We start from the raw sequence: 22,787 nt of genomic DNA on the forward strand, positions 1-22,787 counted from the left end.
ATTTAGCGACTCCTTTTAGCTAGTATTCAATTAATGGTGCAGTAAAAATTATATAAAATCCTTCGTCGTGCAAACCAGATTTTTCTAAAACGAGATAACTCTTTGTTAAGTCAGTATATTTTTGTTTTCTCTTCTTTGAAATACCATAGCCTATAGGGAATTGGTGAGTATACTCTAATCTCATACGTCTATGTGATTCACTGGAATCTTGCCATATCCATTCTGCGATTTCTTCACTATGCATCATTAAAGTTTCATTTATAGCATTTATTGCTGTATCTCGATTATAAAAACACGTGATATCAGTAAATGAAATTCTTAATTTTCTTTCAAGTTCTTCATCCGTCAATTTACAAAACATTACTTCATTATTTGATATCATTTTTTCTCTCCCTTTAAAACTGATTAAAGAATATGTTAATAAATAAAACATAAAACTTCAACGGTTGTAATTATTTTTTAACTATAGGATAACTGGTTAATACAATAAAACCATATTCATTACTATCATCTTTTCTTAACACTACTTTTCCTGTATTAAGTTTATCAATGTGTTTATATGTTTTCTTTTTTGCATCATATATGTATCCATCCCCTAAAGAGGTAGCTGACTTGTGTTTTCCTGATGCAAAATCTTTTTTATTAGAGCTCTTTAACCAAGAGGCAATTTTATCGGCTTCTTTATCTAATACATTATTTACAAATTCATTCATAACTTTTTGACTACTAAATCTACTTGCACCCTCTTTAGCTTCGGTCTTAGAACGATTTTGTAATTTTTCGTCAGTTATATTAAGATGACGGTCTTTTGTGTGTCCGCGATCTTTACCTTCAGATGCGTTAACAAGTTTTCTCGTATCCTCTATATCCATTTTTCGGATTTTTGCAGCAGATGTTTTAACTAAAGCCAATGCAATATCTGCAACTTTTGATTTAGGATCTACTATTGTCTGATAAACATTATAAATGTCTTTTGCAGTGCCAACTCCAGGGATAAAATCAGTTACAATATCAAAAACAGTTCCTGCAATATCCAAATATTTATTATTTGATGATTTAGCTGCACTGACTACCAATATTAGATGAATCAACACTATAAAAAATTTGATAACCAGTATCTGATCTAATATTAGTTAAATTGTTAGAACTTGAATTAGATTCTCTGTTAGTAATTTGTGACCTTACACCATTTTCAAGTGCAGTTTTTGATTTAGTTATAACTTGTTTAGGATTTTGTTTACTACCTTTAGATGAATTACTTGTGTTTGATTTTGATTTTTTTTCTAAGGCAATTTTCCTCATGACTTTTGTGACTTTGTTTGTGTCAATATCATATGTACTAATTTTTTTACTAGGACCGGGAATACTTCAAACCATATACAGAACCACCTATAATTTATTTTTTACAATTTTATCACAAAAATAGTATATGTTACCAAAGTTGTATTAGCAAATCATTTTTATGTGTGTAAGTTTGTGTTTTAAGTACATTTATTCTCTTTTAGGTGAGGATATCAAGAAATAAGAATATAGAAACTTTTGAGAAAATATGTAATTATATGACAAGTAAAAGCTTTTGGATATATGGTTATAAAAAAAGTGGGGTATAATTGCGTAAAACAGTCTGCAAGATTTCATGACAAAGGGGTTATTTTTGGTTAAAGGGATAGGATATTTAAACCTTGCATAATAATTAGCAGTTAGTCGAAGGTACATTAATTTGAGGAGTGAAATACTTACATCTAAAGTTGGATATATAACTTCCGAAAACGAATTCTTATTATGATGCAAACAATAACAAACGGGATGAATTAAAGATGAACGCAAAAAGGAAACTTCAATCTAAACAAAATTTAACAGGCAGTTAAATGTCTTTAAATCTTGCAAACGCATCTAGCTTAATTGCTAATGGGAAACATCCGTTTAAAGATGTGTCAAAAACTACAGAAGAAAGTAAAGTTATAGTAACTACTATTTCATTAGAAGGGGTTTCTTTTTTATTTTGTTCCGCTTCATTTTAGTCTTAAGAAGAACCACCTCTTCCAAACTAATAGTTATTATATAAGAGCAGCACTGACACTCCAATGAAACCTTCAATTTTCAAAAGTTATTCACTAAAAATAAAAAGCAACCAAAGCAACAAAAAAGCAACCAAAATTCCGATTGCAAGTGAATAACGGTGAAATCGAATCATTATACAATGACGTAAAACCTTGCTATAATAACCTTTGCGAATACATATGAAAGAGGGTAAAAGCATGAACGCTTACGATGAATATATGAAACAGGTAGTGAAACCGATGCGTGAGGAGTTAGTGGGGGCTGGATTTACGGAGCTTACGACGGCTGATGCGGTGAATGAGTTTATGGCGGAGGCGAAGGGAACTTCGTTGGTTGTGATTAACTCGGTTTGTGGTTGTGCGGCTGGGTTGGCGCGTCCGGCTGCTCGTGAGGCAGTGGAGACGGTTAAGCCTGATAATCTTGTGACTGTTTTTGCGGGTCAGGATCCTGAAGCGACTGCTTCGATGCGTAGCTTTTTTGAGGATGTGCCGCCAAGTTCACCATCGATGGCGATTTTAAAGGATGGGGAATTGGCATACTTTATTCCACGTGAACAAATTGAAGGGTTCCCTGTGGAGCAAATCGTTACACATTTAACAGGTGTTTTAGAGCAAACATGCGAGAAGTAAAAACCATTGTTACAACAGCGGGCAGACCAGACGATTTATCGTTGGCGCTCGCTGCTTTTGCGTGTGAACAATTAGATGCTTCGTTTGAGCTAAGAAAAAAGCGTTCTGTTCGGAAGATCTCTCAGGAATTGCATGCGCATGTGATCGTTGCTGGGAAAAATCGTTTTGAATATTATGCTTTTGGTGCAAATGAGCCGTTTTTCTTCCATCCGAATTCAGCAGCGTTTCGCTTAAAGCGTGTAGCTCGTGGGGAAGCGGAGCCGTTTTTAGAAGCGGCACAGCTTGAAAAAGGAGATTCGGTGCTTGATTGTACATTGGGACTTGCTGCGGATGCTATGTTGGCGGCTTTTACAGTTGGAGAAGCGGGCAGAGTCGTTGGACTAGAAGCGAATTCTAATGTGGCCTTTATTGTTGAGCATGGAATGCAATTTTATGATACGACTGAGCTACCGTTAACTGAATGCATGCGCCAAATTGAAGTGGTGCAGGCTGAAGCAGTCAGCTATTTGAAGACTTTGTCGGACAATACTTTTGATGTCGTATATATGGATCCGATGTTTGAAGAGGTTATTGAAGAGGCCAATAATTTTGAAGCATTACGCTTAGCCGGGGAACATTTGACATTAACAGATGAATGGGTCAGTGAGGCGAAGCGAGTGGCGAGAAAACGGGTAGTGTTAAAGGCTCATTTTCGCTCAGAATGGTTTGCCAAATATCATTTTCAACAATTAAAAAGAACAACTGCGAAGTTTCATTATGGTGCTCTGAATGTTGATTGAAGTAAATATTGAGTGTTTTCAAGAGGCTTATTCATTTTGAACTGGCCTCTATTTTTTATCTAAAATTTTAAATATGGTAATATGAAACAGTGTAAGATTGTTACTTTATTGGAGTGTTGTGGGACTTTTGCAATTGCATTAATTCACTTTCTAATATAGTAGAATAATTAAATTAGTAAAAGAAAGATGGGCTAGAAATGTCATTTAAGCAATGAAAATCAAATTTTGAGAGGTATGTGTATGAACCAAATAGAGGAGAAAATCGAGCAGTTTTTGAAAAATCCATCAGCGGAAGAAGAAAGCTTTTGGAATAGCGAAGCATTAGTTTGGGTGGATTGGAAAGATTTTGATGAATCGATCGCGGAATATTTTAACGAATACTTACTTGAAGAAGATAAAATAAATGTTGAACTAGTTGAAAATGATAAGCCAAGGTGTGTTGATATTTTCTTGATAAAAGATGAAGTGAAGAAAGCAATCCCATATGATGAAGAAAGAACGGATAGGGATACAACTTTGAAAGCTGTACAGGACTTTATTGCTCCGAAATATCAAATCCGTTGGTACATGGATTCGCTTGGCGGAGATACGCTGGCTTTTTGTTTGCTACCAACTGAAAAATGGTTGCGGTTAGAGGAAGAATGTGGGAAAGAAAAAGTTACATATTATTTTGCGCCTCTATCACATGACTCGATTATGTTTGAAATGGATATAGACAAAATTTCGGATTTGTTGGAAAAGAGAAAGCAGAATGTTAATTAAGGAAAGGTGATTTTGCACATGACAGCAGATAAAATTCCTCGTTAAGCTCGTGGTCCTCCACGGCCAATTATATACCTCATTTAAATAATTCATTCACAAGGAGAGATAAATATGATTGGTCCGAAAAAAGTAACGAGAGAAGAAAGAATGGAAATTGTTTATTCAATTGCAAACCAAGTTTTAGAAAGATATGGTTCGAAGGTTCAAGCTATCGGAATTTACGGTTCATTAGCACGAAAAACAGATGGACCTTTTTCAGATATAGAAATTAAATGTATTTTAAACACTTTAGATGAAAGTTTTACCTATGAGTGGACAGCAGAGCGTTGGAAGGCAGAGGTGAACTTTGAAAGTGCAGAAGATATTATCGGAGAGGCGGCTACAGTTGACGAAGAATGGCCGTTGACGCATGGACAATTTTTCAACATTCTACCTATTTATGACCCGAGTAATTTTTTCCCGGAACTAAAATCAAAAGCCAGCTCAGTAGATAGCTCAATATTTAAAGAAGCTATCTGTCGAACTTTAGTAGAAGAAATGTACGAGTATATTGGCAAATTGAGAAATATTGAAATGCAAGGTCCTCAAACATTTTTACCGATTTTGGCTATGAAAATTGCTACAGTAGGTGCGATGATTTTGGGATTACACAATAAACAATTTTTTACAACTTCTGTTCAAGTATTACCGGAAGCATTGTCGTTTACAGATAAGCCTGAGGGATTTGACATTCTATGTGAGTTGGTGATGTCTGGTAATCTCTCAGATCCACAGAGAATTATTATTATTTGTGAAAACTATTGGGATTCTTTACTAAAATGGTCTGCTCGACATGGATATAATATTGAATGTTCAACTGTTATACCGTGGTAACTTAAAATAAAATGTTTACTTTTTAAAAACTCTATAGTATAATATGAATCGTGCTATTATAGGTGGCATATTTACGTAATCTGGAATTCTGCTTTTTGTTTTTGTAGATACTTATTCACACTGGCGCATGCTTTGGGGCTGCAAGGACGCAAAAGAAGGTTGGGTTTGCGTTGCTTAAGTTAGAAGGCACACAGTGGAATTTTACCGCGGTGATGAAACATATACGTTTCAATATAATATTATTCCCCAGATGATTGGGTTGAGACTTTACAATTTACGAAAAATGTTACCTATTAAATACTAAAGGGGTGGCTTCGCAAAAGCGAGGCTGCCCCTTGTCTAATTTACTGGGAAATGAAGATAGGATGTTTCAGAAGCGACGGAAAGAGCCATCGAAACGACGAAAAGAACCATAGAACAGACCTATAGAAGAGCTATCGGACCGTAGACAGACTTTGTTTACTCTTTTTTTATGTAATGAATTCTCAGTCATCGTATCTGATCTAGTTCTTTTTGATTATTTTTCAGATAAATGTTCCAATGTATTTGAACTTATGTAACAATGTTTATTAATATTTTAACAATCGATCTGCAGACCATTTGCAATATTGTCATATTGCAAATATCGAAAACGAATTCGCTGCCATTGCTCGTAATCGTTAATATTGTTAATAACACCTAATATCATATTCAAAAGCAGTGCCTTCTACTGATATGTGACGTTATAGATATTAGTAATGTGACATGTATTGAATTGGAAGATATCGATTGATCAAAGTGGTAAAAATAACCTTGCTGAATTCTTTGATTTCGGAATATTCCTACTCTTTACAATTTGGAAGATTCTACATAAAAGCCGTCAAGCCAAAATAATAGAGAAAAATTGTGGAGGAATAGATATGGCGCTAAAGCAGACATTGTTGATTTTAGATGTATTAGATCATCCAAAAGTGAATGGTGAAAAAGTGGTACAACTATTTGAGGAATATGAAGGTGTGGAAGCATACTATCAAACTGTACGAGGTGGGCGGGGTGCAACAGATTTTGTGAAAATTGTTATTCCGGGCTCAGAAGGAAAATTGAATGATGGACATGCACCTACTTTAGTAATTATTGGACGCCTTGGCGGTATAGGGGCAAGACCTAAACGTATCGGCCTTGTGTCAGATGGGGATGGAGCAGTTGCGGCAATGACAGTCGCTTTAAAGCTTGCAGAAATGAAGGAACGTGGTGATGTATTAGCGGGAGATGTATATATTACCACTCATATTTGTCCGGATGCACCAACTGAGCCGCATGAACCGGTAGAATTTATGGGTTCACCAGTAGATATTTTTACAATGAATCAGTATGAAGTTTTAGAAGAAATGGATGCCATTATTTCGATTGACACAACAAAGGGAAATAGAGTATTGAATCACCGAGGAATCACGATTTCTCCAACAGTAAAAGAAGGCTATGTGTTGAAATTTGCAGATGATTTAATACGCATTAAAGAAATGACGACAGGTGATTTGGCGGTTACTTTTGCGGTAACTACTCAAAATATTACACCGTATGGCAATCAGGTCTTTCATATTAATAGCATTTTACAGCCGGCAGTAGCTACGTCTGCACCAGTAGTTGGTTTAGCAATAGCGACAAAAAGTGTTGTCCCTGGTAGTGGAACAGGTGCCAGTCATGAAATAGATATAGCTCAGGCTGCGCGCTTTAGTATTGAAGTGGCGAAGGAATTCGGAAGAGGCACTGCTAAGTTTTATGATGAAGATGAATTTATGCTTTTGAATAAATTATACGGTTCAATGACCCATCTTCAAACTTTAGGGATGACTACGAATGAATAAAGTCGGTTTTTTTGACTAATGGACAATCGCCTCGTTCAGACATTACATCTACATTTAAAGAAATATTTAATAAAGATATTGAAATTGTGGAAAGAGGAGCATTGGTTTACTAACAGTTATAGCGAGAAAGGAAAAGAACACATGTATTTCGCGATTACGTGATGGCAGATCAATCATAATGGACAGAAGGAAAACTACTACCATTATTACAAGATGAATTATCAAAGTTAGAACAAGAGGTTGATATGTTCGTCGTATTATGCACAGATGATTTGCCGACTTTAACACATGTGGAAAGCCCATTTTTTATCCAAACCGAATCGTCACACAAATGATTAGTGCAATGGCCGATCAACCGAAGATAGGTTTAATTATCCCGCTAGAAGAACAGAGAAGAACTATGCTTAAAAAGTGGAAAGGGATTTCGGATGATATCACGTTTGCTGTTGCTTCACCGTATGATTATGGCAACTTTGAAGAAGCAGCTCGTTATTTTCGAGATTATCGAGTGGATCTAATTGTATTGGATTGTATGGGATACAATGAAGAACATAGACAGATAGTTCGGAAAGAGAGTGGTATTTTAACAATTTTACTGCGTACCTTAGTAGCGGGAATTGTGCTTGAATACTTATAAATCTAGAATGAAAATCGTTCCAGACGGTAGCTACTATAGATAAATTTAGTCTACAATCTTTTCTACTTTGTGGGAAATTGTTATCAGACGGGAAAAACATCCGCTTTTTACTATTCTATTCGAAATCTAGTTAAGGACTTTGAAAGGCAGAATAGGCCATAGGAAAGAGTTTTGGATTTGCAAGTCTACGATAGAATATTTAGTTAACCCAGGAATGAGGAATATAGAATCGCACGGGTAGGTGTGAAGGGAAAACAATGAAAAGCCGAGGGGAATCGGCTTTTTAATTTGTTTAATACTCAATAAAGTACAATTCTCAAGTTGAATTACACGCATTAATAGGGTATTTAATTAGAGATATTTTGATAAAGTATTTCTGGCTTAGAGAGTATAGCAAAAAAAGTCAAAAATCATTAATTTTAATTCGATATGATTATAAGTGAAAGGGAGGTGAAATACCGTTGAAATATGAATGGATAATTCAAAAAACAATACATTGGATTGAATCTCATTTACATGAGCAAATTTCCGCCAATGATATTGATGAAATTACAGGATTTTCAAAGTATCATTTTCACAGGGTTTTTCAAGCCTCAGTTGGAATGTCTGTCACAGAGTATATCCGAATGAGACGACTTGCAAATGCTGCAAGTACACTACTTAATACGGATGAAAGAATTATTGATATTGCATTCTTTTATCAATTTGAGTCACAAGAATCTTTTACACGTGCATTCAAAAAACTATATAACTTACCACCTGGTCAATATAGAAAAATTATGAAAATCATGAGAAAAAACAAGGAGGAAAAAATAATGGAGGCAAAAGTTAAAGGCTGGTTTATAAGTGGGAGTCATCCTTTTAATTATGAAATGGGAACAGATCGGGAAAATATACATCAAGGGAAAGCATCAGGTTATTTAAAATCTAAAACTGTTCAAGAACCAGGAGAATTTGCAACAATGATGCAGGAATTTAAGGCTGATAAATTCTTAGGGGAAAGGATTGAGCTCTCTGGTTTTATTCAAACAAAGAATGTCCAACAATTTTCAGGCCTATGGATGCGAATAGATAGTACCTCGGATGATATACTTCAATTCGATAACATGGGTGATAGACCAATCATTGGTACAAATAATTGGAATCGATATTCAATAGTACTTGATGTACCAGAAAACAGCGCAGTAATATCGTTCGGAATTTTATTAGCTGGAAAAGGAGAAGTTTGGTTAGATGGACTTAGATTTGAGGTAGTTGATAAAAATACTCCGACAACACATTTTAGTGTTGAAAAGAATCTTTTAGAGGAACCGACCAATCTATCATTTGAAGAATAATGGAGTTATTGGATCCAGTTCGTTTGAAACTATAGGGTCCTCATGAAAAAAAGAGAGGGATAATATTATGTTATTCGATTTAATATTCAATAGCTACTTTTTATTAGGATACGGTACTCCCCAAAGAAAAATAAATAAAAAGGTTGAAAAAATCTCAAAATATCACCCCAAAATAATGGATTTATACGTAAACAATATACTTACTTTTGAGAAAGATCCAGTACTTTCACAAACTATTTTGAATTCTAATATTAAAGATATTGAAAGTAAGAGGGAACTTGCTGAAAAAATCAAGGTATTTTTACAAAAATAGACAATTAAGAGTGATAATGAATTAGTCATGTATATAGGTACTTTGAGTGAAATTAGTAAGGATTCATTACTTTGTAGAGGGCTGGTTGATGCTGAAAAGCAGTAGGTAATCCCTGAACGCATCCGTGAGTAGTTGTACTAAATAAGACTAAGTACAACGGGTATTTTACTTTAACTGCTTTCAATTATTGGTCTGATTGTTTAAAAGGCAAATATCTAACTCTTATAGAGCTTTAAATGGGTTCTTTACAATGTGTGGGTAATAACGAAAAAAAGGTTGAAGCCAATTGTTAGCTCCAATCTTTCTCACACATTTCTATACACACGCCGCATATTTCTAAATCCCCCAATTAGACCAGTATTGCCCTGTAAAAGAGTGTCAACTAGCTCCAATTTGAAGCATTACATCATATTGCATTAAAAGAAATTCAGAAATAATAGCAAAAACCTTGATAACATGGCATTAGACATATGAATTGTTTAAAGTTTCCATTTGACTAAATTAGTTCGTGTAACATTAAACGAATGATAAAAGTATTGATTTATCAACGTTTACATGGTCTTTCAAACTAATTAGCCCCAGTTTTAGCCCCATTACCTACTTTTAAACTTCTGCTGAAAACTTCCATTGACTGTTCTTCCAACTCTTTCATTACGTGTCCGTAAATTTCATAAATCATTGCTGGTGTATTTCCAAAACGTTCCGCAATTACTTTTACGTTTTGCCCGCTATTTCATAAAATCATGGCATGAATGTGGCGTAAACCATGAAATGTTATTTTTGGTTCACCATCATCGTTTAGTATATTAGCCTTTAGCATAGTATCTCTAAATTAAAATGGTTTTTAACTGCTAATTCGCGTTGCTTCACTTGCCTTTCTACAATTGGTTAAAAGAACGTGATGGCCTTCCACAGTCAATAAATAATAGACCATGTAATTTAGAGAATTGGGTAGAATGGTGGATGGGTGAAATTATGTTATGGAAAAACACTATACTTTTGTTGGGTTTTTAACATTATTATACTTCCATTGGTAGAGTATTAGATTACTAGTATATAATACTAAGATATTATGTTTTCTAAAAAAACTGTTAGGGGGAGAAAAATGAAAAAATTATTTATTGTGTTACTAGCAGCATTCGTATTTGCAGTAGTAAATCCTACAAAATCAGAGGCTATCGTAAGGTATGATGGGGCAGATGTATATAAAGACCAAACAGGAAAAATGACCTTTACAAAAGACATCAAGGTATACAAGAAAAATGAAGATGGTTCATTTGATTCGCTAGTGGTGAAGCGAAATAATTACTTTAGAACGTATGATATTGAAAAATATGATGGTAAAACATTTTATCAAATGGGGCAATATCGGGTACAAGCAACCAATCTGGTAGTTTTTAAAGAAGTTCCAATGAAAATTCGCTCATCCTTCTATCCAAATCCAACTTATATTAATATTAATCGTGATAGCGGAGGATACGGGAAAATATTCACTGAATGGCGCGATTCTACAATAGTAGATATGAATGGTAATCAAATGTTGAAATATTGCAAGAGCGATGGGGGAGGGCTAAAGTGTGAAAAGTATTATCCTGGTTCAGATATGAAAGTAGCTGATACAAAATTTAGAAAAACAGGTGTACGTTATGAGGTAACAGAAGATACCGAAGCGAAATCCTATCCATTAATAGATTCTAAAACTGAAAAAGTCATGCAAAAAGGAAGCATTGTTTATTCAGTGAGTGATTCAATTAATGCTTATCTATGTGTAAAGGATAACTTGGAAGCAAATGACGAACAATGTATTTGGCTTCCCGTAGGTATTTTAAAGCCAATCTATTAAAGTCAATATATAGCTCTCTTATTTATTTGATAAGGGGGCAATTTTTTATGGCTGGTTGACATGTGAATAGGATGTTTGTCGGTGTCTTGGGCTTAGCAGCTTTATTTTATTATTAAAATTGGAAGGGAATCCCTTCCTTTGTCGAATTGAAGTAGATGGAAAAAGGAGAGGTTTTATGCAAAGAGACCAGCTTAAACAGAGAATATTAAGAGAATCATCTAAATTTATTTCATATTTGAAAGAACTAATTAGCGAGAATAGATTTGACGATGGTGAAGTGTTAGAAATATCGTTGCTTGTCATAAAAAATGGACCTGAAAGTTTGTCGGATAAACAATGGTATGTCTTTTTAGAGAATGGTATTTTACGTGATAAGTATGTAGATAAATGCGAAAGATGTTCTGAACATATTCCTTGGTCAAATATGAACAGTGCTATATTTATAAATAAAGATTATCTTTGTGCTAACTGTAGTTATTTTGAAAATAAAGTTACCTTCTGAAGGGTTATCTAATGTACCTAGAAATGCACTGTGCCAAACAGTGCTATTTTTTTGTAAGAAAACTTTTCTTATAATGGACCAACAAAAAAAGATTGAAGCAGTAGCCCTAATTTAGGTGTTTAGTCATTCATACAAACATGCCCACCAATGCAATATATTATCAGCCCCAAAAACAGCCCAAAATTAATGTTATTTAAAGTGTTTTGATGCATTGTTGATAAAAAGTAAAAAGCCTACAGAATATTGATGTAGTAGGCTTTGTGGGAATTAATTATTGCTCTTTACAAAGGAATTGTATTAGTTCGTGAAGCATAAAGATGATAAGTAACCTAACATTAATAAAAGACCAATACCCATTGCGATTTCCATGTTTTGTACCTCCTTTTAAAAAAACGACACATTTAACCCGCATACTGTCAGTAAATGCCCGATTAGTTTGGGCAACAGGATGAGGGTCATACAAACGTTTTCACAAGATGTGAAGTTTTTACTTTATACATAAATATTGTACAATGAATTATGGAAATATGAAACCTTTTATAGGCTTATGCGTATATATAAGTAATAGAATTACCAATTTGTACATAAAGAGAAGGTGTTAATTAATGAAGAAATGGGTTCAAAAAAGTATCGTCATTATGGTTGCGTTTTTAACTTTTGGATTAATTACGCCAACACATGAGATATGGGAAGCATTTGATCAAAATCCATCAAATCGTGCTTCTATCGGACCATCACCTGGGACAAGCACTGCAGAAGCGGCTGCTCTTCCGATAGAGACAGAAATACAAGAAGAACCAGTCGACTATAGTGCATTGCTCGTTGACGCTGCGAAAGAGCAATCCTATATAAAATTTGGCACAAAAATCGGCCCAAAGATTAGCAATGAATTTGACTCCATTATCTTCCCGAAAATGGAGGAAGCCATTGCGATGACAGTAGCTAGCTTAGACGATTCATCATTAGCATCGTTAACAATTTCTGAAAAGCCAAGTGGCAACTATGGAGAAAAAATTTTTAATATTAGTAGCAATGAAACAGGCATGGATTTAATTCGCTTCCATGTCCGCACAGAAAAAAGACCACAGGAAGGCTATTATTACAACTTCCACTACCACAGTGCCGAGGATGACTTTATGGCACATAATAATTTAGGGGATATTTACTGGGAGAAAAACACACCTCCGAAATGGTTATCCTAATAGTCACGAAACACTCGTTTAAAATGCGAGTGTTTTTTTTGTTCGAAAACATTGATATATCAACGTTTGTGGTAGATTGCTAATAATTTAGATACCATTCTAATGTGAAAGGGGAGAGAAAAGCATGTACCCCAAAATGTACCCCAAATTAATTATTTTTCGAATTCCTTAGATTCTTCAAATGAATTTAAGTTGATGATTTCATCCATAAGATTAGATGCGTGTACTTCATCTTTTCAATAGTTTTGTTTCTATGATTTGTATTGTTTTCAGTAGTAATTAAATTTGAGAAGCTATCTCCCAGCCACTACATATACAATCAAAAATAAAGTGGAATTCTTTCTACAACTGTCTATGCAATTGTTTTTTTATTTTAATAAGATATACAGAAAGTAATATTTTTTATTAGGAGGTGAATCTTTGTCAAATCAAACATCAACATGTCAAAATAGAAAGTATACGATTACTACAGGACCATTTCTTGTTCCATTGGAAGCTACAGTTGGACAGCCTAATAATCGACTTGTGATTCTTATTAAAAACCCTACAAGCAAACCACTAGAGGCTGATGTTGTGATTGAATATTGCCCTTCTTTACAGCTTTCAATAGAAGGAATATCACTTCCTTTTATAACGAATGAGAAAGAAAAACCTTTTCTAGAAGGTCTTCCGTCAACTGTTATACCTCCAAGGAGTTGTACTCGATTGGAATTTGATATAAGTTCTCTTGTAAATGGAATCCTTCATGTCAAATCTACAGGCGATTATTTAGTAGGAGAACGCCCATTACGTGGAAAACTTGAAATCGAAGTGGTTGGGGGAGCTGGACTTTCCCATCCTACAAATCCTGGCTTTTCTGTTGCAGATCCCTCCATGGTATTCCATTATGGTGATATGAAGGTTATCCTTTTTGGAAGTTAGATTAAATGATAAAACCTTAAACGAGTACAAGTTGCAAAAAAGCACCGTACTCGTTTTCATTTTTAGATAGTTAGCTTGTGAAAATAGTAAAAGGTGAACTAGAGCGAATAGCTATAGATTTTTTCGAACCACAAAGACAGAAAATGCTTATTGAGCTTTAAATACTTCGATAAGTTTCTTGATTATCTTCATTTCATTTTAAATTACTAACAAAAATAGTAAGTAAATATTTAAAATGATAAGTTGGTATGGTATACTATTTTTGTTTTACATATTTGGAAATTAATTTAAAATTAGGGAGAGGGAGCATCTTAGGGTGGGAAAGGATATGAAACAATTTTTTAGAAAATTAAATAAAATCGATACGTTTTCGCCGTATTTCTTTTTACCATTTATTTTACTGCTATATTTCTTTACGAGCATGTTTGATTGGCATAGATTTGAAATGTTCAATATACATGTTTCCATTTGGCCGGCAGTCATTTTAGCAGTTATTTGTTATTACATAGGTGTTTACGTTATAGACAAGCTGAAATGGACAATCCCTTCATTTGGTCTGTCGTTTTTAGGCAAATATGTGATTCATTTTATCGTGTTTCTTACGTTACTTGGTTTATGTTCGTACATATTGATGGTTTTTGGAAGCGGCCTTGGTATTTCAGATGAGTCAAATCGCCGAAATCTAAATCCAAAGCTGAACTTCTTTAGTCAATTACTATGGTTTGGAGCTTTATTGCTGCTATCTTATAAAATGATTTTGGAAAAGCATATGACATGGAAGAAAGCGTTTATCTACGGTTCTATCTATGCATTTATCATGTTTTTATTTGTGTTAGTTGCCTATCGAACGCCATTAATTATTATCCTTTTTACAGGGATCATCATAATCCACTATGTAGTAAAACGAGTGAAATTAACGTGGTTTTTAACAACGCTGTTAGTTATTGGTGTAGCTTTCTCGATGTTTAGTTTTATTCGTGTCTTAATGGAGGACCCGTCATTAGAATTTAATAACCGAGATCAGCCCGATGTGGAGCTAACGGAAGAGGCAAGAGAGCAGCTGTTAACGGCTGAACAAAAGGTAAACCAAACGCCGTTATGGGTGCGTGCATTAAATGAAGAAAGTGTAACAGGGCATATTGTGTTAAGTACAATTATTGAGTATACGCAGGAGAACGGTTATTTAAACGGTGAAGTCCATAAAGGTATCTTTAGTACGGTATTACCTGGTGAGCAAATTTCACCTCGTATGATGGTAACAGAGGTTGTCAATTCCGTGAGTGTGGAGAAGGGTAAGGTTATTACACGTGGAAATCGCACAACTACACCAACCTTTATCGGTCAATTATTTTTAGATGGGGGCTATTTATTAGTAGCAATTGGCTTCTTTTTATACGGTGCTTTAATTTCGCTTCTTTATAATAAAGTGAAGCAGGAGGGCATTTGTAGTTTCCATTCTGTCGTCTATGCATTTACTATTACGGTATTTACGGTGTCTATGCATACAGGTTTACTCGATTTAATCTTTGTTTTAATGCTCGGCTTTGTCATCATTGCATCGTCGATTATGAAAGTGGATCAGGGACAACCTTCAGTTTAATAAAAAGAGGATTCAGTTATGTATGGTATTGACTGCACATAAAGTACGTTGGTGAAAATTAAAAATCAGTGGGATAAAGGAAACCCCACTGATTAATGCTTCACTTTATTGAGTGATGCGCTCGAAAAACGCTTTTGTTTTTTCTATATCCGTCACATGTCGATTGCATATTTGGCTATCTGCGCAAATGTAATTACTATAATTCGTGAACGTTCCAACGATTTGCCCTTTTACAGACGTAGTAAATAGGCCAACATCGGAATGACGGTTACATATTGCACATATTCCACGAATAGTATCATTGGAGAATGTGCCTTTAATCGATTTTAGCTTTTCATCTTGTTCTAGCAAGACATATTTACGATGTGTTCCAGGATCATCCCAAGCTAAATAACAAATCTCCTGAAAATCCATTTCTTCAAGTTTCGGTAGTTTTAGCTTTTTTTCCTTTTTAAAAAGGCTCTTCAGTGTGCTTGCAGTGACTGCTTTGAAAGGGATGACGTATGGTTTTAATTGCTCTATATACGCATCACCCTGTGCACGATTTGTCACTTCAAAAAGCTGTTCAATTAGCTCAGCTTCCTCAGTGGACAGCGCTAATTTTGCTGTGATCTCGCTTTCAACGATACCGTGTACGGCAAGGATGACGTCCTTATCTTTCGTCGTTGTAAGTGTTAGTATGATTTTATTCATTTGCTGCTCAAGTAAATGATAGTTTGCGACCGTTAAAAATGGTTGTATTGTTCGTTTTTCCATTTGAATTCACTCCTGTATTGTAGGCTTTTAATAAAGGTTTATGGCCTAAAGAGATCATTCAATTAATGTTATTTGCGTTAACTTTTCTAGACCTCTTTGACCTGTAAAGTGTTTGGTCTAGAGCAAGCATTACAAAAGAATGCGTCCATTTCGATTCCTCCTTGAAAAGAAAACTATTCTTATCATAGCATTTTTTAGGAATTAAATAAAGTTTGAAAATTCACTCACTATGAATATGTAATATTTGGTATAATAGTTTAATATTCGTTCATCGCAAAACGTATGTCATATGTATAGGTTGATTGGAGTGGAGACTGGATGACTCCTTGGGGATTAGCGTTCAGATCAGACCCTGCAGCGAAGCGGGTAGGGGAACGAAGGCTAAAAACATCACATCCTGTGATAACGCCTTCGTGACCAACATCGTGTAGGCCCAAGCACCCAGTCGGAACTGAAATCAACCCAACTATACGGTGATGAGCTTGAATTTTTGAAAGGGGGAATTTTTTATGAAACAGGTTATCGGTCATGAAAAAAATTTATATGTTTGGAGAGGGATTGTTAGTAACTAACAAGGGTTTTTTAGTACTAATAGACCTTCCAAACTCGTAATCGATTGAAAACATAGGAGGAACTATTATGCTAAATCAACTAGGATTTAATTTATGGGCTGATGGTTACGATAAAACGGTTCAGCTAAGTGAAGAAAGCAATCAATATCCATTTGCAGGATATAAAGCAGTGTTAAATACGATTTTTAACGAGGTCATGTCCATTCCAAAATCAACTGTATTAGACATTGGATTTGGCACAGGGGTATTAACGGCAAAGCTTTATGATAATGGTCACACTATCAATGGATTCGATTTCTCCTCGAAAATGATCGAAATCGCCAAAGAAAAAATGCCTGATGCAAACTTTATGGAGTGGGATTTGTCAAAAGGGCTACCAGCGGAGCTCCTTCATCAAAAATATGACGCTATTATTAGTACGTACGCGCTGCATCATTTTACCGATGAAATGAAGGTGAAATACATTACAGCATTATTGCAGCAACTAACACCTGCAGGCAAAATTTTTATCGGCGATATCGCGTTTGAAACAAGAGCGCAACTTGAAAAATGTCGTCAAGAAAGCATTGATTATTGGGATGATGATGAATTTTACTTTGTCCATGAGGAAATTAGCTCCTTATTAAAAGGAGTATGCCAATTAGAATTTCACCCAATCTCGCATTGTGGTGGGGTTTTTGTACTCTCGAATCGTGCTTAGGAAGATGCTTACATGATTATTTCTGATTATTTATATGGTGAATTCGAGATAGATGATGTGTTAGTGGAACTTATTTTGAGTAAACCTGTACAAAGATTGAAGGGGATTCATCAAGGTGGGGCAAGTTATCTTGTAAATAGCCGATGGAATGTAACACGTTAGGAGCATTCGGTTGGTGTCATGCTGTTAATTAAACTGCTTGGTGGTTCTTTAGAGGAGCAGATTGCAGGATTATCATGAAGAAATATTTATGAATGTGATTATAAACTCAGAGATTCCTCTTAACCTTAAAAAGGATAACTATGATTATGAATATCTGCTATTTAATACATGGAATTTACTTGAACAACCAGCTCCTGATTTATGTGCAGATTGGGTAGATTATACTTTAAGAGATATGCACACAGATAGACAAGCCTCATTAGAAGAAATACAAAAATTTTTAAATGATATTATTATTTATCAAGGGAAGATGTGTCTTAAAAGTATCGAAAGTGCAGAATGGTTTGTGAAAACATATTATCAAGAAGTACTTGATTTCTTTATGAATCTGTTAAATATTTATGCCTATGATAAGTTGGCACAAACGCTAAAGTAGCATTAGAAAAAAAGATCATTACGCTCGCTGATTTTCTTAAGGAAGATCATGAACTAATTGAACTGATGAAATCTTCAAATGATAGGCAAGTGCAGAGCCTTTTAAAACAACTTCATCCATACGTAAAAATGAGGGTAGATCAGTCAGAATTTGATATTCATCAAAAGAATAAAACTCGACTTATCGATCCTTTGCTGTACTTTGAGAATCAATTAATAAAGGCAAGCGAATTATCTGAAGATGTTAGAGAAATGAATATAGCTGCTAAGGAAAAATTTCAGCAGGGTGTGTTTGTGAAAATACTTTGAATGTCTCGATATTGCTAAAAAGTTTCGGTAAATCATATAAAAATCTTGATAAATTCACAATATTCGTCGAAAATTGGGTTTCTTCTAGATAAAAAGGGTAAAGGGGCTGACTACTGTCGGCCCCTTTACCCTTTTTAATGAACTATCTGAATATATAAACTTTAAAGTAAATGAAAAGAATTATCTTTTAATATATCGCTCGTTACGATATAATCGTTTCAAACGATATATTAAAGGAGTTAATTCAATGATTAAAGATCTAAATAACTATTTTACATCGATTTTCTACCATCTACATACAACGCATGAAGAGTCAATTTCGCATCAAAGCGTGCGTATTTTACAGATGATTCAAAAGGAAGATGAAGTAACAGTCCGTAATATTGCAGAGTTACTGAATATTTCTCAAAATACAGCTTCGGAGCATATAAAAAAACTGGAGCGTAATGGCTGGGTGAAAAAGGAGCGGGCTATCGATGATCAACGCAAAGTTCATCTTCATTTAACAGCTGAAGGGTTTCATATCTTAAAGAAAAACACAGAATTAGATGATGAGAAACTACAACATGCACTAAACCGACTATCAGACGAAGAGCAACAAACGATTTTACAGGCATTTCGTTTATTAAGTGAGGTGTCTAAATAATGTACACATTAGTAAAAATTCTTTGCTCGGCAGCCGTTATTGGTATTGTTACTGAGGTTGCTAGAAGATTTCCTTCATATGGCGGTATTATTGCAGCACTACCACTTGTCAGTATTTTAAGTATCATTTGGCTTACTGTGCAAAGTGAGTCGAGTGAGCACATTCAGCGCTTTACGGTTGGTGTAATCGTTGGATTACCGGCCACAATGTTTATGCTGTTTGTTATTTATATGGCGATGAAATCATCGATCCATATCGTGTTTGCCATTGGACTAGGAATTGCTTCATGGGCAGTATTTCTAGGTGTTCAAAAAGCCATTGCAAGTGTGTTTAATATTTCAATTTAGGAGAATAATAGATGACAGTAATCCCAATTCAACAATTACCGCAAAATGATGTGTTGCAATTTTTTCAGGAGCATTGGGGAAGTACAGAAATGGTCATTTCCAGTGGAATTTATGACTGTAGTAAATTAGATGGCTTCACTTATGTAGATGAACAAAACATGATTTTAGGTCTCGTGACGTATATCATTCGTACTAAAGAATGTGAAATTATTTCCCTTGATAGTATTGTAGAAGGAAAGGGGATTGGTTCATTGCTTGTACAAGCAGTTGAAGAAAATGCATTCGAACAAGGCTGTACAATGATTACCCTCATTACGACAAATGATAATTTACACGCGATAAAATTTTATCAAAAGCGAGGCTATCACTTAGTTGAAATCATACAAAACGCGGTCGAGCAAGCAAGAGCATATAAACCTGAAATTCCTTTAATCGGTTATGATGGGATTCCAATACGTGATGAAATACGATTAGCAAAGCAATCTGGCTTATAATGAGTCAGGTTGTTTTTCTGTGTATTTAAGGGTAGCGTAAAGAAGTTGATTGGTGAAGAAAAATCCTCACTGATTATTTTCAAGGTTTCATCACCTACGATTTCTCGCTATACTTGATAGGGTGCAAGAAAGTGAGGAATGAAATGAAAAAATTACTATTTGTTTTATTATTTAGTGTTCTAGTGGTGGGAGGAGCCTTCATCATTTATTTAAAAAGCAATCCACCACTTGTCATGAACAGCTATACGAATCCTACAGATGCTTCAACTATAAGAATCGTAGAAATTGAGAATAAAGGACTACGTGACATAAAACTTCAGCAAATACTGGTCAATGATAAAGTGCCTGAAAATGTCGAGCTCGTCGTGAGTAAGTCTGAACCGTTTGAAGCAGAAACGAAGCTGGTAGGTAATCCGAATATTACGTATCATAAGTTAAGGCAAGTAAACATTTTCCCTAGTCAATACATAGATCGCAAGGCCATTGGAAAGCAACCTCAGCATTATGCAGTAAAGGTTGAAGCACCTAATATTAAAACAATAACGATTAAGTACGATTATTTAAAAATGCCATTTACTTTAACAGCTGAGTTACAGACTACTAAATAAAGTTAATCAATGGGGTCTTCTTTCCCCACTGTTTTGCTGTTCAAACCATTTTTATTAAGCTGAAATAGATTCATATGGTAGGTTTGAAAGCCACTAGAAACAAAAAAAGCGTGAGAATATCACGCTTTTCACTGTCGTTTTTTCAATTGTATATTGCTTTTATTAAACATAATAAGTCCATTGAATCGCTCGTAAAGAGCATAAAACGGATATAGTACTGCCGTATATACGATAGGGGGAGCTATTTTTTCAATAACAGGGATTATGCCGGATAGTATAGGTACTAATGTTTTTGTTATGAAAATTAATAAAGGAATTATAGCAATCAAACCAATTAAAAGTAATGGGGTTACTTTTGTTTATTTTAATTTGGCGTCGCAGTATGGACATTTCATAGTAAATGGTGATGAAAAATCCTCAAAGTCATCAAGCGTTATTGCTTCTTAACAATTTGGGCAAGGTACAGACGTTCTCATAATAAAACTCCTTAAGAATAAATTCACTTTAGTATAGTTGAGAATTACTTCTAAAGTAAGTAGTAAATAATGGTGTTAAGAAGTTGGTTATTGACAGATAAATTACTGCTCGATAAACGCAACATACTCGTTTTATGTCTTATCATTTATGCCCGTGTCATTTCATAAGATTGTTTGATGAAAAAATACTATTTCTCCTAAAACATGGTAATCTAATAGTAACAGTCATTGCAATATTAGGAGGGACTAAATGGGGTTTGTCGTCATCGGCATAGTGCTTGTTATCTGTATTTTCACTGTGACTTTAGTGGTTATTAGGAAGCATTCGAACGGGGATATTAAGTTGGAAGTAACAGCTGTATGTGAAGGGAAAAATGAATTAGATCAAGCTATTATGAAGATATATTTTACGTTTTCAATTGGCAAACTGGCGCATCGTAAAAAAGACATAATAGGCAGTATTGATTGGTCAAAAGGATGGATGCCTGTTTGCTATAATTTAAAGGAAAACGGAGCCTATCAAGAGGATCGATTACTGCCTGCTACAAATGAGAAAACGTATACTACCTTCGAAATAAACACTACAAATGCAATAGATCATCTGGGACGGGGTGAGGGGTATGTTGTATTAGTGTTAGAGGACCCTATTTCTACAGTTCAATCTAGAGCAGGTGTGATTCTTGCGGTAACCGCCAATATGGTGACCTATCAGCTATCTGATTCAACTAGCTGGAATAATGACTTTGCAGTTAATCATTAAATAATTAGAAAAGCTATTCATTAGGAGGAAAAACCTAATGAATAGCTTTTCTAATTAGTAGGAAAATAACGGAACTTATTAAAGTGAATTTCGTAAATATTAAAAGGAGGGAGTGTCTCAGCTGTATTCCTTATTATAAGGAGACAATCTTGGAAAATTGAAAATGAATGGGAATCCCATCAAGATGCCCAGAAGGTCAAAAGTACATCAAACTTATTACGACCTATATAAAATATGATCCATAAGGGGAAAATCCTCATGGCATAGGCTACCAATATGGTGACAATTCCTCGCGAAGAATGGTCAGTATATATACAAGCTTAGATCAAACGATTACGAATCAACAATTGAAAAGAAGGTATAAGACTTTGGATATTTTAACAGATAAATTGATCATGATTGCTTTATTTATTCTTATCATTCATTCAATTGAGACACTTGCGTATGCAGTTCGATTATCAGGTGCACGTGTGAAATTATTAGCCTCTGCACTATCCTTGTTTAATGTCATGGTCATGTTTTCAAGGCTGGCAAACATGGTGCAGCAGCCTTTTACCGGAAGTCTGACTGACACAGCACCAAAGGAAAACACATTGGCATTTGTGGAGCAGCAGTTCCGCATACTTATTGGTGCCGCGTCACTAGGTACATTGGTAGGCATTCTACTTTTGCCGACATTTGTAGCAATATTTTCAAGGGCTATTATTCATTTGTCTGAGGAAAGAGGCTCCATTCCAGCATTATTCAAAAAAGGTTTTAGTATTGAGTATATCAAACGGGGAATAAAACATATTCATTTGCCAAGCTTTTCATACTTAAAGGGGATTAGCTGGCGTGATATTCACCTTAAATTATTTATCGTGAATGTCGTTATAACGGCCATCTATACAATTGGAGTTCTATCTGCACTTTACGCCGCTTTATTAGTTCCTGAAAGATCGAATACTGCTGTAATGTCGTCAGGACTTATTAATGGTGTAGCAACGATGCTACTAATTATATTTATTGACCCTAAAATCTCCATTCTGGCAGATGATGTTATCAATCAAAGAGGCAGCTACTTAAGTCTTAAACAAGCTTCTGTGATGATGATGGGATCAAGGCTACTAGGCACATTTTTGGCACAGCTATTATTTATACCTGGAGCAAAATATATTGCTTGGTTTACACAATTCATGTAAGGGGGATATACATTGATAATAACTATTCAAGCCGAATA

24 protein-coding genes and 3 pseudogenes are annotated in these 22,787 nt (G+C 34.8%); 23 read left to right on the top strand and 4 right to left on the bottom strand.

All coding sequences use genetic code 11. The annotated features are described in order from the left end of the window. Positions 1–19: 19 nt before the first annotated feature. Together ACQKOF_RS13755 and ACQKOF_RS13760 are read right to left on the bottom strand one after the other, a co-directional pair. Complete coding sequence (locus ACQKOF_RS13755) at positions 20–382, bottom strand: RNase A-like domain-containing protein (protein WP_427557898.1); 363 nt, start codon at positions 380–382, stop codon at positions 20–22. A 70-nt stretch (positions 383–452) separates the two neighbouring features. After that, positions 453–1,076 carry an RNase A-like domain-containing protein gene (locus tag ACQKOF_RS13760; protein WP_427557901.1) on the bottom strand — a complete coding sequence of 208 codons (624 nt, stop codon included), beginning with the start codon at positions 1,074–1,076 and terminating at the stop codon, positions 453–455. A gap of 1,182 nt (positions 1,077–2,258) precedes the next feature. Between ACQKOF_RS13760 and ACQKOF_RS13765 the strand changes: the two genes are divergently transcribed. From ACQKOF_RS13765 to ACQKOF_RS13805, 9 genes and pseudogenes are all read left to right on the top strand, one after another. Then, a complete protein-coding gene (locus ACQKOF_RS13765; protein WP_427557904.1) occupies positions 2,259–2,690 on the top strand; it encodes a BrxA/BrxB family bacilliredoxin in 432 nt (143 codons plus the stop codon). Further along, positions 2,678–3,469: a class I SAM-dependent methyltransferase gene (locus ACQKOF_RS13770; protein ID WP_427557907.1), complete on the top strand. Its 792-nt coding sequence runs from the start codon at positions 2,678–2,680 to the stop codon at positions 3,467–3,469. The genes ACQKOF_RS13765 and ACQKOF_RS13770 overlap by 13 nt, the downstream gene beginning before the upstream one ends. 240 nt (positions 3,470–3,709) lie before the next feature. Further along, positions 3,710–4,231, top strand: a complete 522-nt coding sequence (locus ACQKOF_RS13775; protein ID WP_427557910.1) for a hypothetical protein — start codon at positions 3,710–3,712, stop codon at positions 4,229–4,231. 105 nt (positions 4,232–4,336) lie between these two features. Further along, positions 4,337–5,104: an ANT(4')-I family aminoglycoside nucleotidyltransferase gene (locus tag ACQKOF_RS13780; protein ID WP_427558104.1), complete on the top strand. Its 768-nt coding sequence runs from the start codon at positions 4,337–4,339 to the stop codon at positions 5,102–5,104. 899 nt (positions 5,105–6,003) lie between these two features. Further along, entirely contained in the window at positions 6,004–6,948 is a 945-nt protein-coding gene (locus ACQKOF_RS13785; protein WP_427557913.1) for a DUF1177 domain-containing protein, read from the top strand. Between the two features lie 11 nt (positions 6,949–6,959). Continuing rightward, on the top strand, positions 6,960–7,061 hold the full coding sequence (locus ACQKOF_RS13790; RefSeq protein ID WP_427557915.1) for an AroM family protein: 102 nt from the start codon (positions 6,960–6,962) through the stop codon (positions 7,059–7,061). 179 nt (positions 7,062–7,240) lie between these two features. Further along, positions 7,241–7,585: pseudogene (locus ACQKOF_RS13795) on the top strand (AroM family protein); the annotation flags it as partial. Positions 7,586–8,046: 461 nt separating this feature from the next. Then, positions 8,047–8,922: a helix-turn-helix domain-containing protein gene (locus ACQKOF_RS13800; protein ID WP_427557918.1), complete on the top strand. Its 876-nt coding sequence runs from the start codon at positions 8,047–8,049 to the stop codon at positions 8,920–8,922. Between the two features lie 67 nt (positions 8,923–8,989). Then, the gene (locus ACQKOF_RS13805; RefSeq protein WP_427557921.1) at positions 8,990–9,235 is read left to right on the top strand and encodes a hypothetical protein; all 246 of its coding nucleotides are present in this window, start codon (positions 8,990–8,992) and stop codon (positions 9,233–9,235) included. A gap of 568 nt (positions 9,236–9,803) precedes the next feature. Here ACQKOF_RS13805 and ACQKOF_RS13810 read toward each other — a convergent pair. Beyond that, a pseudogene (locus ACQKOF_RS13810) lies at positions 9,804–10,019 on the bottom strand (site-specific integrase); the annotation flags it as partial. Between the two features lie 321 nt (positions 10,020–10,340). Here ACQKOF_RS13810 and ACQKOF_RS13815 point away from each other — a divergent pair. From ACQKOF_RS13815 to ACQKOF_RS13835, 5 genes are all read left to right on the top strand, one after another. Next, on the top strand, positions 10,341–11,078 hold the full coding sequence (locus ACQKOF_RS13815; protein ID WP_427557924.1) for a hypothetical protein: 738 nt from the start codon (positions 10,341–10,343) through the stop codon (positions 11,076–11,078). 175 nt (positions 11,079–11,253) lie between these two features. Further along, positions 11,254–11,580: a hypothetical protein gene (locus ACQKOF_RS13820; RefSeq protein ID WP_427557926.1), complete on the top strand. Its 327-nt coding sequence runs from the start codon at positions 11,254–11,256 to the stop codon at positions 11,578–11,580. A 605-nt stretch (positions 11,581–12,185) separates the two neighbouring features. Further along, entirely contained in the window at positions 12,186–12,782 is a 597-nt protein-coding gene (locus ACQKOF_RS13825) for a YpjP family protein (protein WP_427557929.1), read from the top strand. A gap of 420 nt (positions 12,783–13,202) precedes the next feature. After that, positions 13,203–13,703 carry a hypothetical protein gene (locus tag ACQKOF_RS13830; RefSeq protein WP_427557932.1) on the top strand — a complete coding sequence of 167 codons (501 nt, stop codon included), beginning with the start codon at positions 13,203–13,205 and terminating at the stop codon, positions 13,701–13,703. Between the two features lie 328 nt (positions 13,704–14,031). Next, positions 14,032–15,303, top strand: coding sequence for an oligosaccharide repeat unit polymerase (locus tag ACQKOF_RS13835; protein WP_427557935.1), 1,272 nt, complete (start codon positions 14,032–14,034; stop codon positions 15,301–15,303). A 105-nt stretch (positions 15,304–15,408) separates the two neighbouring features. On the opposite strand, the gene ACQKOF_RS13840 is transcribed toward ACQKOF_RS13835, so the two are convergent. Next, on the bottom strand, positions 15,409–16,059 hold the full coding sequence (locus ACQKOF_RS13840) for a FusB/FusC family EF-G-binding protein (RefSeq protein WP_427557938.1): 651 nt from the start codon (positions 16,057–16,059) through the stop codon (positions 15,409–15,411). 639 nt (positions 16,060–16,698) lie between these two features. Here ACQKOF_RS13840 and ACQKOF_RS13845 point away from each other — a divergent pair. From ACQKOF_RS13845 to ACQKOF_RS13885, 9 genes and pseudogenes are all read left to right on the top strand, one after another. Next, positions 16,699–17,331, top strand: a complete 633-nt coding sequence (locus ACQKOF_RS13845) for a class I SAM-dependent methyltransferase (protein ID WP_427557940.1) — start codon at positions 16,699–16,701, stop codon at positions 17,329–17,331. 12 nt (positions 17,332–17,343) lie between these two features. Further along, positions 17,344–17,493 carry a hypothetical protein gene (locus ACQKOF_RS13850; protein WP_427557943.1) on the top strand — a complete coding sequence of 50 codons (150 nt, stop codon included), beginning with the start codon at positions 17,344–17,346 and terminating at the stop codon, positions 17,491–17,493. An 18-nt stretch (positions 17,494–17,511) separates the two neighbouring features. Continuing rightward, positions 17,512–18,237: pseudogene (locus ACQKOF_RS13855) on the top strand (HD domain-containing protein). Positions 18,238–18,484: 247 nt separating this feature from the next. After that, on the top strand, positions 18,485–18,883 hold the full coding sequence (locus ACQKOF_RS13860) for a MarR family winged helix-turn-helix transcriptional regulator (RefSeq protein WP_427557944.1): 399 nt from the start codon (positions 18,485–18,487) through the stop codon (positions 18,881–18,883). Beyond that, complete coding sequence (locus ACQKOF_RS13865) at positions 18,883–19,230, top strand: DUF3147 family protein (RefSeq protein WP_370043195.1); 348 nt, start codon at positions 18,883–18,885, stop codon at positions 19,228–19,230. The genes ACQKOF_RS13860 and ACQKOF_RS13865 overlap by 1 nt, the downstream gene beginning before the upstream one ends. Positions 19,231–19,241: 11 nt before the next feature. Then, positions 19,242–19,724: a GNAT family N-acetyltransferase gene (locus ACQKOF_RS13870; protein ID WP_427557947.1), complete on the top strand. Its 483-nt coding sequence runs from the start codon at positions 19,242–19,244 to the stop codon at positions 19,722–19,724. A gap of 143 nt (positions 19,725–19,867) precedes the next feature. Then, the gene (locus ACQKOF_RS13875; protein ID WP_427557950.1) at positions 19,868–20,332 is read left to right on the top strand and encodes a hypothetical protein; all 465 of its coding nucleotides are present in this window, start codon (positions 19,868–19,870) and stop codon (positions 20,330–20,332) included. A gap of 726 nt (positions 20,333–21,058) precedes the next feature. Further along, positions 21,059–21,568 (top strand): hypothetical protein, encoded by a 510-nt coding sequence (locus tag ACQKOF_RS13880; RefSeq protein WP_427557953.1) that lies wholly within the window; start codon positions 21,059–21,061, stop codon positions 21,566–21,568. Between the two features lie 395 nt (positions 21,569–21,963). Beyond that, complete coding sequence (locus ACQKOF_RS13885) at positions 21,964–22,749, top strand: lipid II flippase Amj family protein (protein ID WP_427558107.1); 786 nt, start codon at positions 21,964–21,966, stop codon at positions 22,747–22,749. The last annotated feature ends 38 nt before the right edge of the window (positions 22,750–22,787 follow it).

Origin of the sequence: Lysinibacillus sp. NPDC093190, assembly GCF_050280425.1 — a bacterium.
Classification (GTDB): Bacteria; Bacillota; Bacilli; order Bacillales_A; family Planococcaceae; genus Lysinibacillus.

Bases quoted from the DNA above. Each gene is read 5' to 3' on its own strand.
- ACQKOF_RS13805 (WP_427557921.1), top strand. From the start codon at position 8,990: ATGTTATTCGATTTAATATTCAATAGCTACTTTTTATTAGGATACGGT.
- ACQKOF_RS13815 (WP_427557924.1), top strand. From the start codon at position 10,341: ATGAAAAAATTATTTATTGTGTTACTAGCAGCATTCGTATTTGCAGTA.
- ACQKOF_RS13755 (WP_427557898.1), bottom strand. From the start codon at position 382: ATGATATCAAATAATGAAGTAATGTTTTGTAAATTGACGGATGAAGAA.
- ACQKOF_RS13785 (WP_427557913.1), top strand. From the start codon at position 6,004: ATGGCGCTAAAGCAGACATTGTTGATTTTAGATGTATTAGATCATCCA.
- ACQKOF_RS13820 (WP_427557926.1), top strand. From the start codon at position 11,254: ATGCAAAGAGACCAGCTTAAACAGAGAATATTAAGAGAATCATCTAAA.
- ACQKOF_RS13880 (WP_427557953.1), top strand. From the start codon at position 21,059: ATGGGGTTTGTCGTCATCGGCATAGTGCTTGTTATCTGTATTTTCACT.
- ACQKOF_RS13825 (WP_427557929.1), top strand. From the start codon at position 12,186: ATGAAGAAATGGGTTCAAAAAAGTATCGTCATTATGGTTGCGTTTTTA.
- ACQKOF_RS13765 (WP_427557904.1), top strand. From the start codon at position 2,259: ATGAACGCTTACGATGAATATATGAAACAGGTAGTGAAACCGATGCGT.
- ACQKOF_RS13835 (WP_427557935.1), top strand. From the start codon at position 14,032: ATGAAACAATTTTTTAGAAAATTAAATAAAATCGATACGTTTTCGCCG.
- ACQKOF_RS13865 (WP_370043195.1), top strand. From the start codon at position 18,883: ATGTACACATTAGTAAAAATTCTTTGCTCGGCAGCCGTTATTGGTATT.
- ACQKOF_RS13775 (WP_427557910.1), top strand. From the start codon at position 3,710: ATGAACCAAATAGAGGAGAAAATCGAGCAGTTTTTGAAAAATCCATCA.
- ACQKOF_RS13850 (WP_427557943.1), top strand. From the start codon at position 17,344: ATGATTATTTCTGATTATTTATATGGTGAATTCGAGATAGATGATGTG.
- ACQKOF_RS13840 (WP_427557938.1), bottom strand. From the start codon at position 16,059: ATGGAAAAACGAACAATACAACCATTTTTAACGGTCGCAAACTATCAT.
- ACQKOF_RS13770 (WP_427557907.1), top strand. From the start codon at position 2,678: ATGCGAGAAGTAAAAACCATTGTTACAACAGCGGGCAGACCAGACGAT.
- ACQKOF_RS13885 (WP_427558107.1), top strand. From the start codon at position 21,964: ATGATTGCTTTATTTATTCTTATCATTCATTCAATTGAGACACTTGCG.
- ACQKOF_RS13875 (WP_427557950.1), top strand. From the start codon at position 19,868: ATGAAAAAATTACTATTTGTTTTATTATTTAGTGTTCTAGTGGTGGGA.
- ACQKOF_RS13860 (WP_427557944.1), top strand. From the start codon at position 18,485: ATGATTAAAGATCTAAATAACTATTTTACATCGATTTTCTACCATCTA.
- ACQKOF_RS13845 (WP_427557940.1), top strand. From the start codon at position 16,699: ATGCTAAATCAACTAGGATTTAATTTATGGGCTGATGGTTACGATAAA.
- ACQKOF_RS13870 (WP_427557947.1), top strand. From the start codon at position 19,242: ATGACAGTAATCCCAATTCAACAATTACCGCAAAATGATGTGTTGCAA.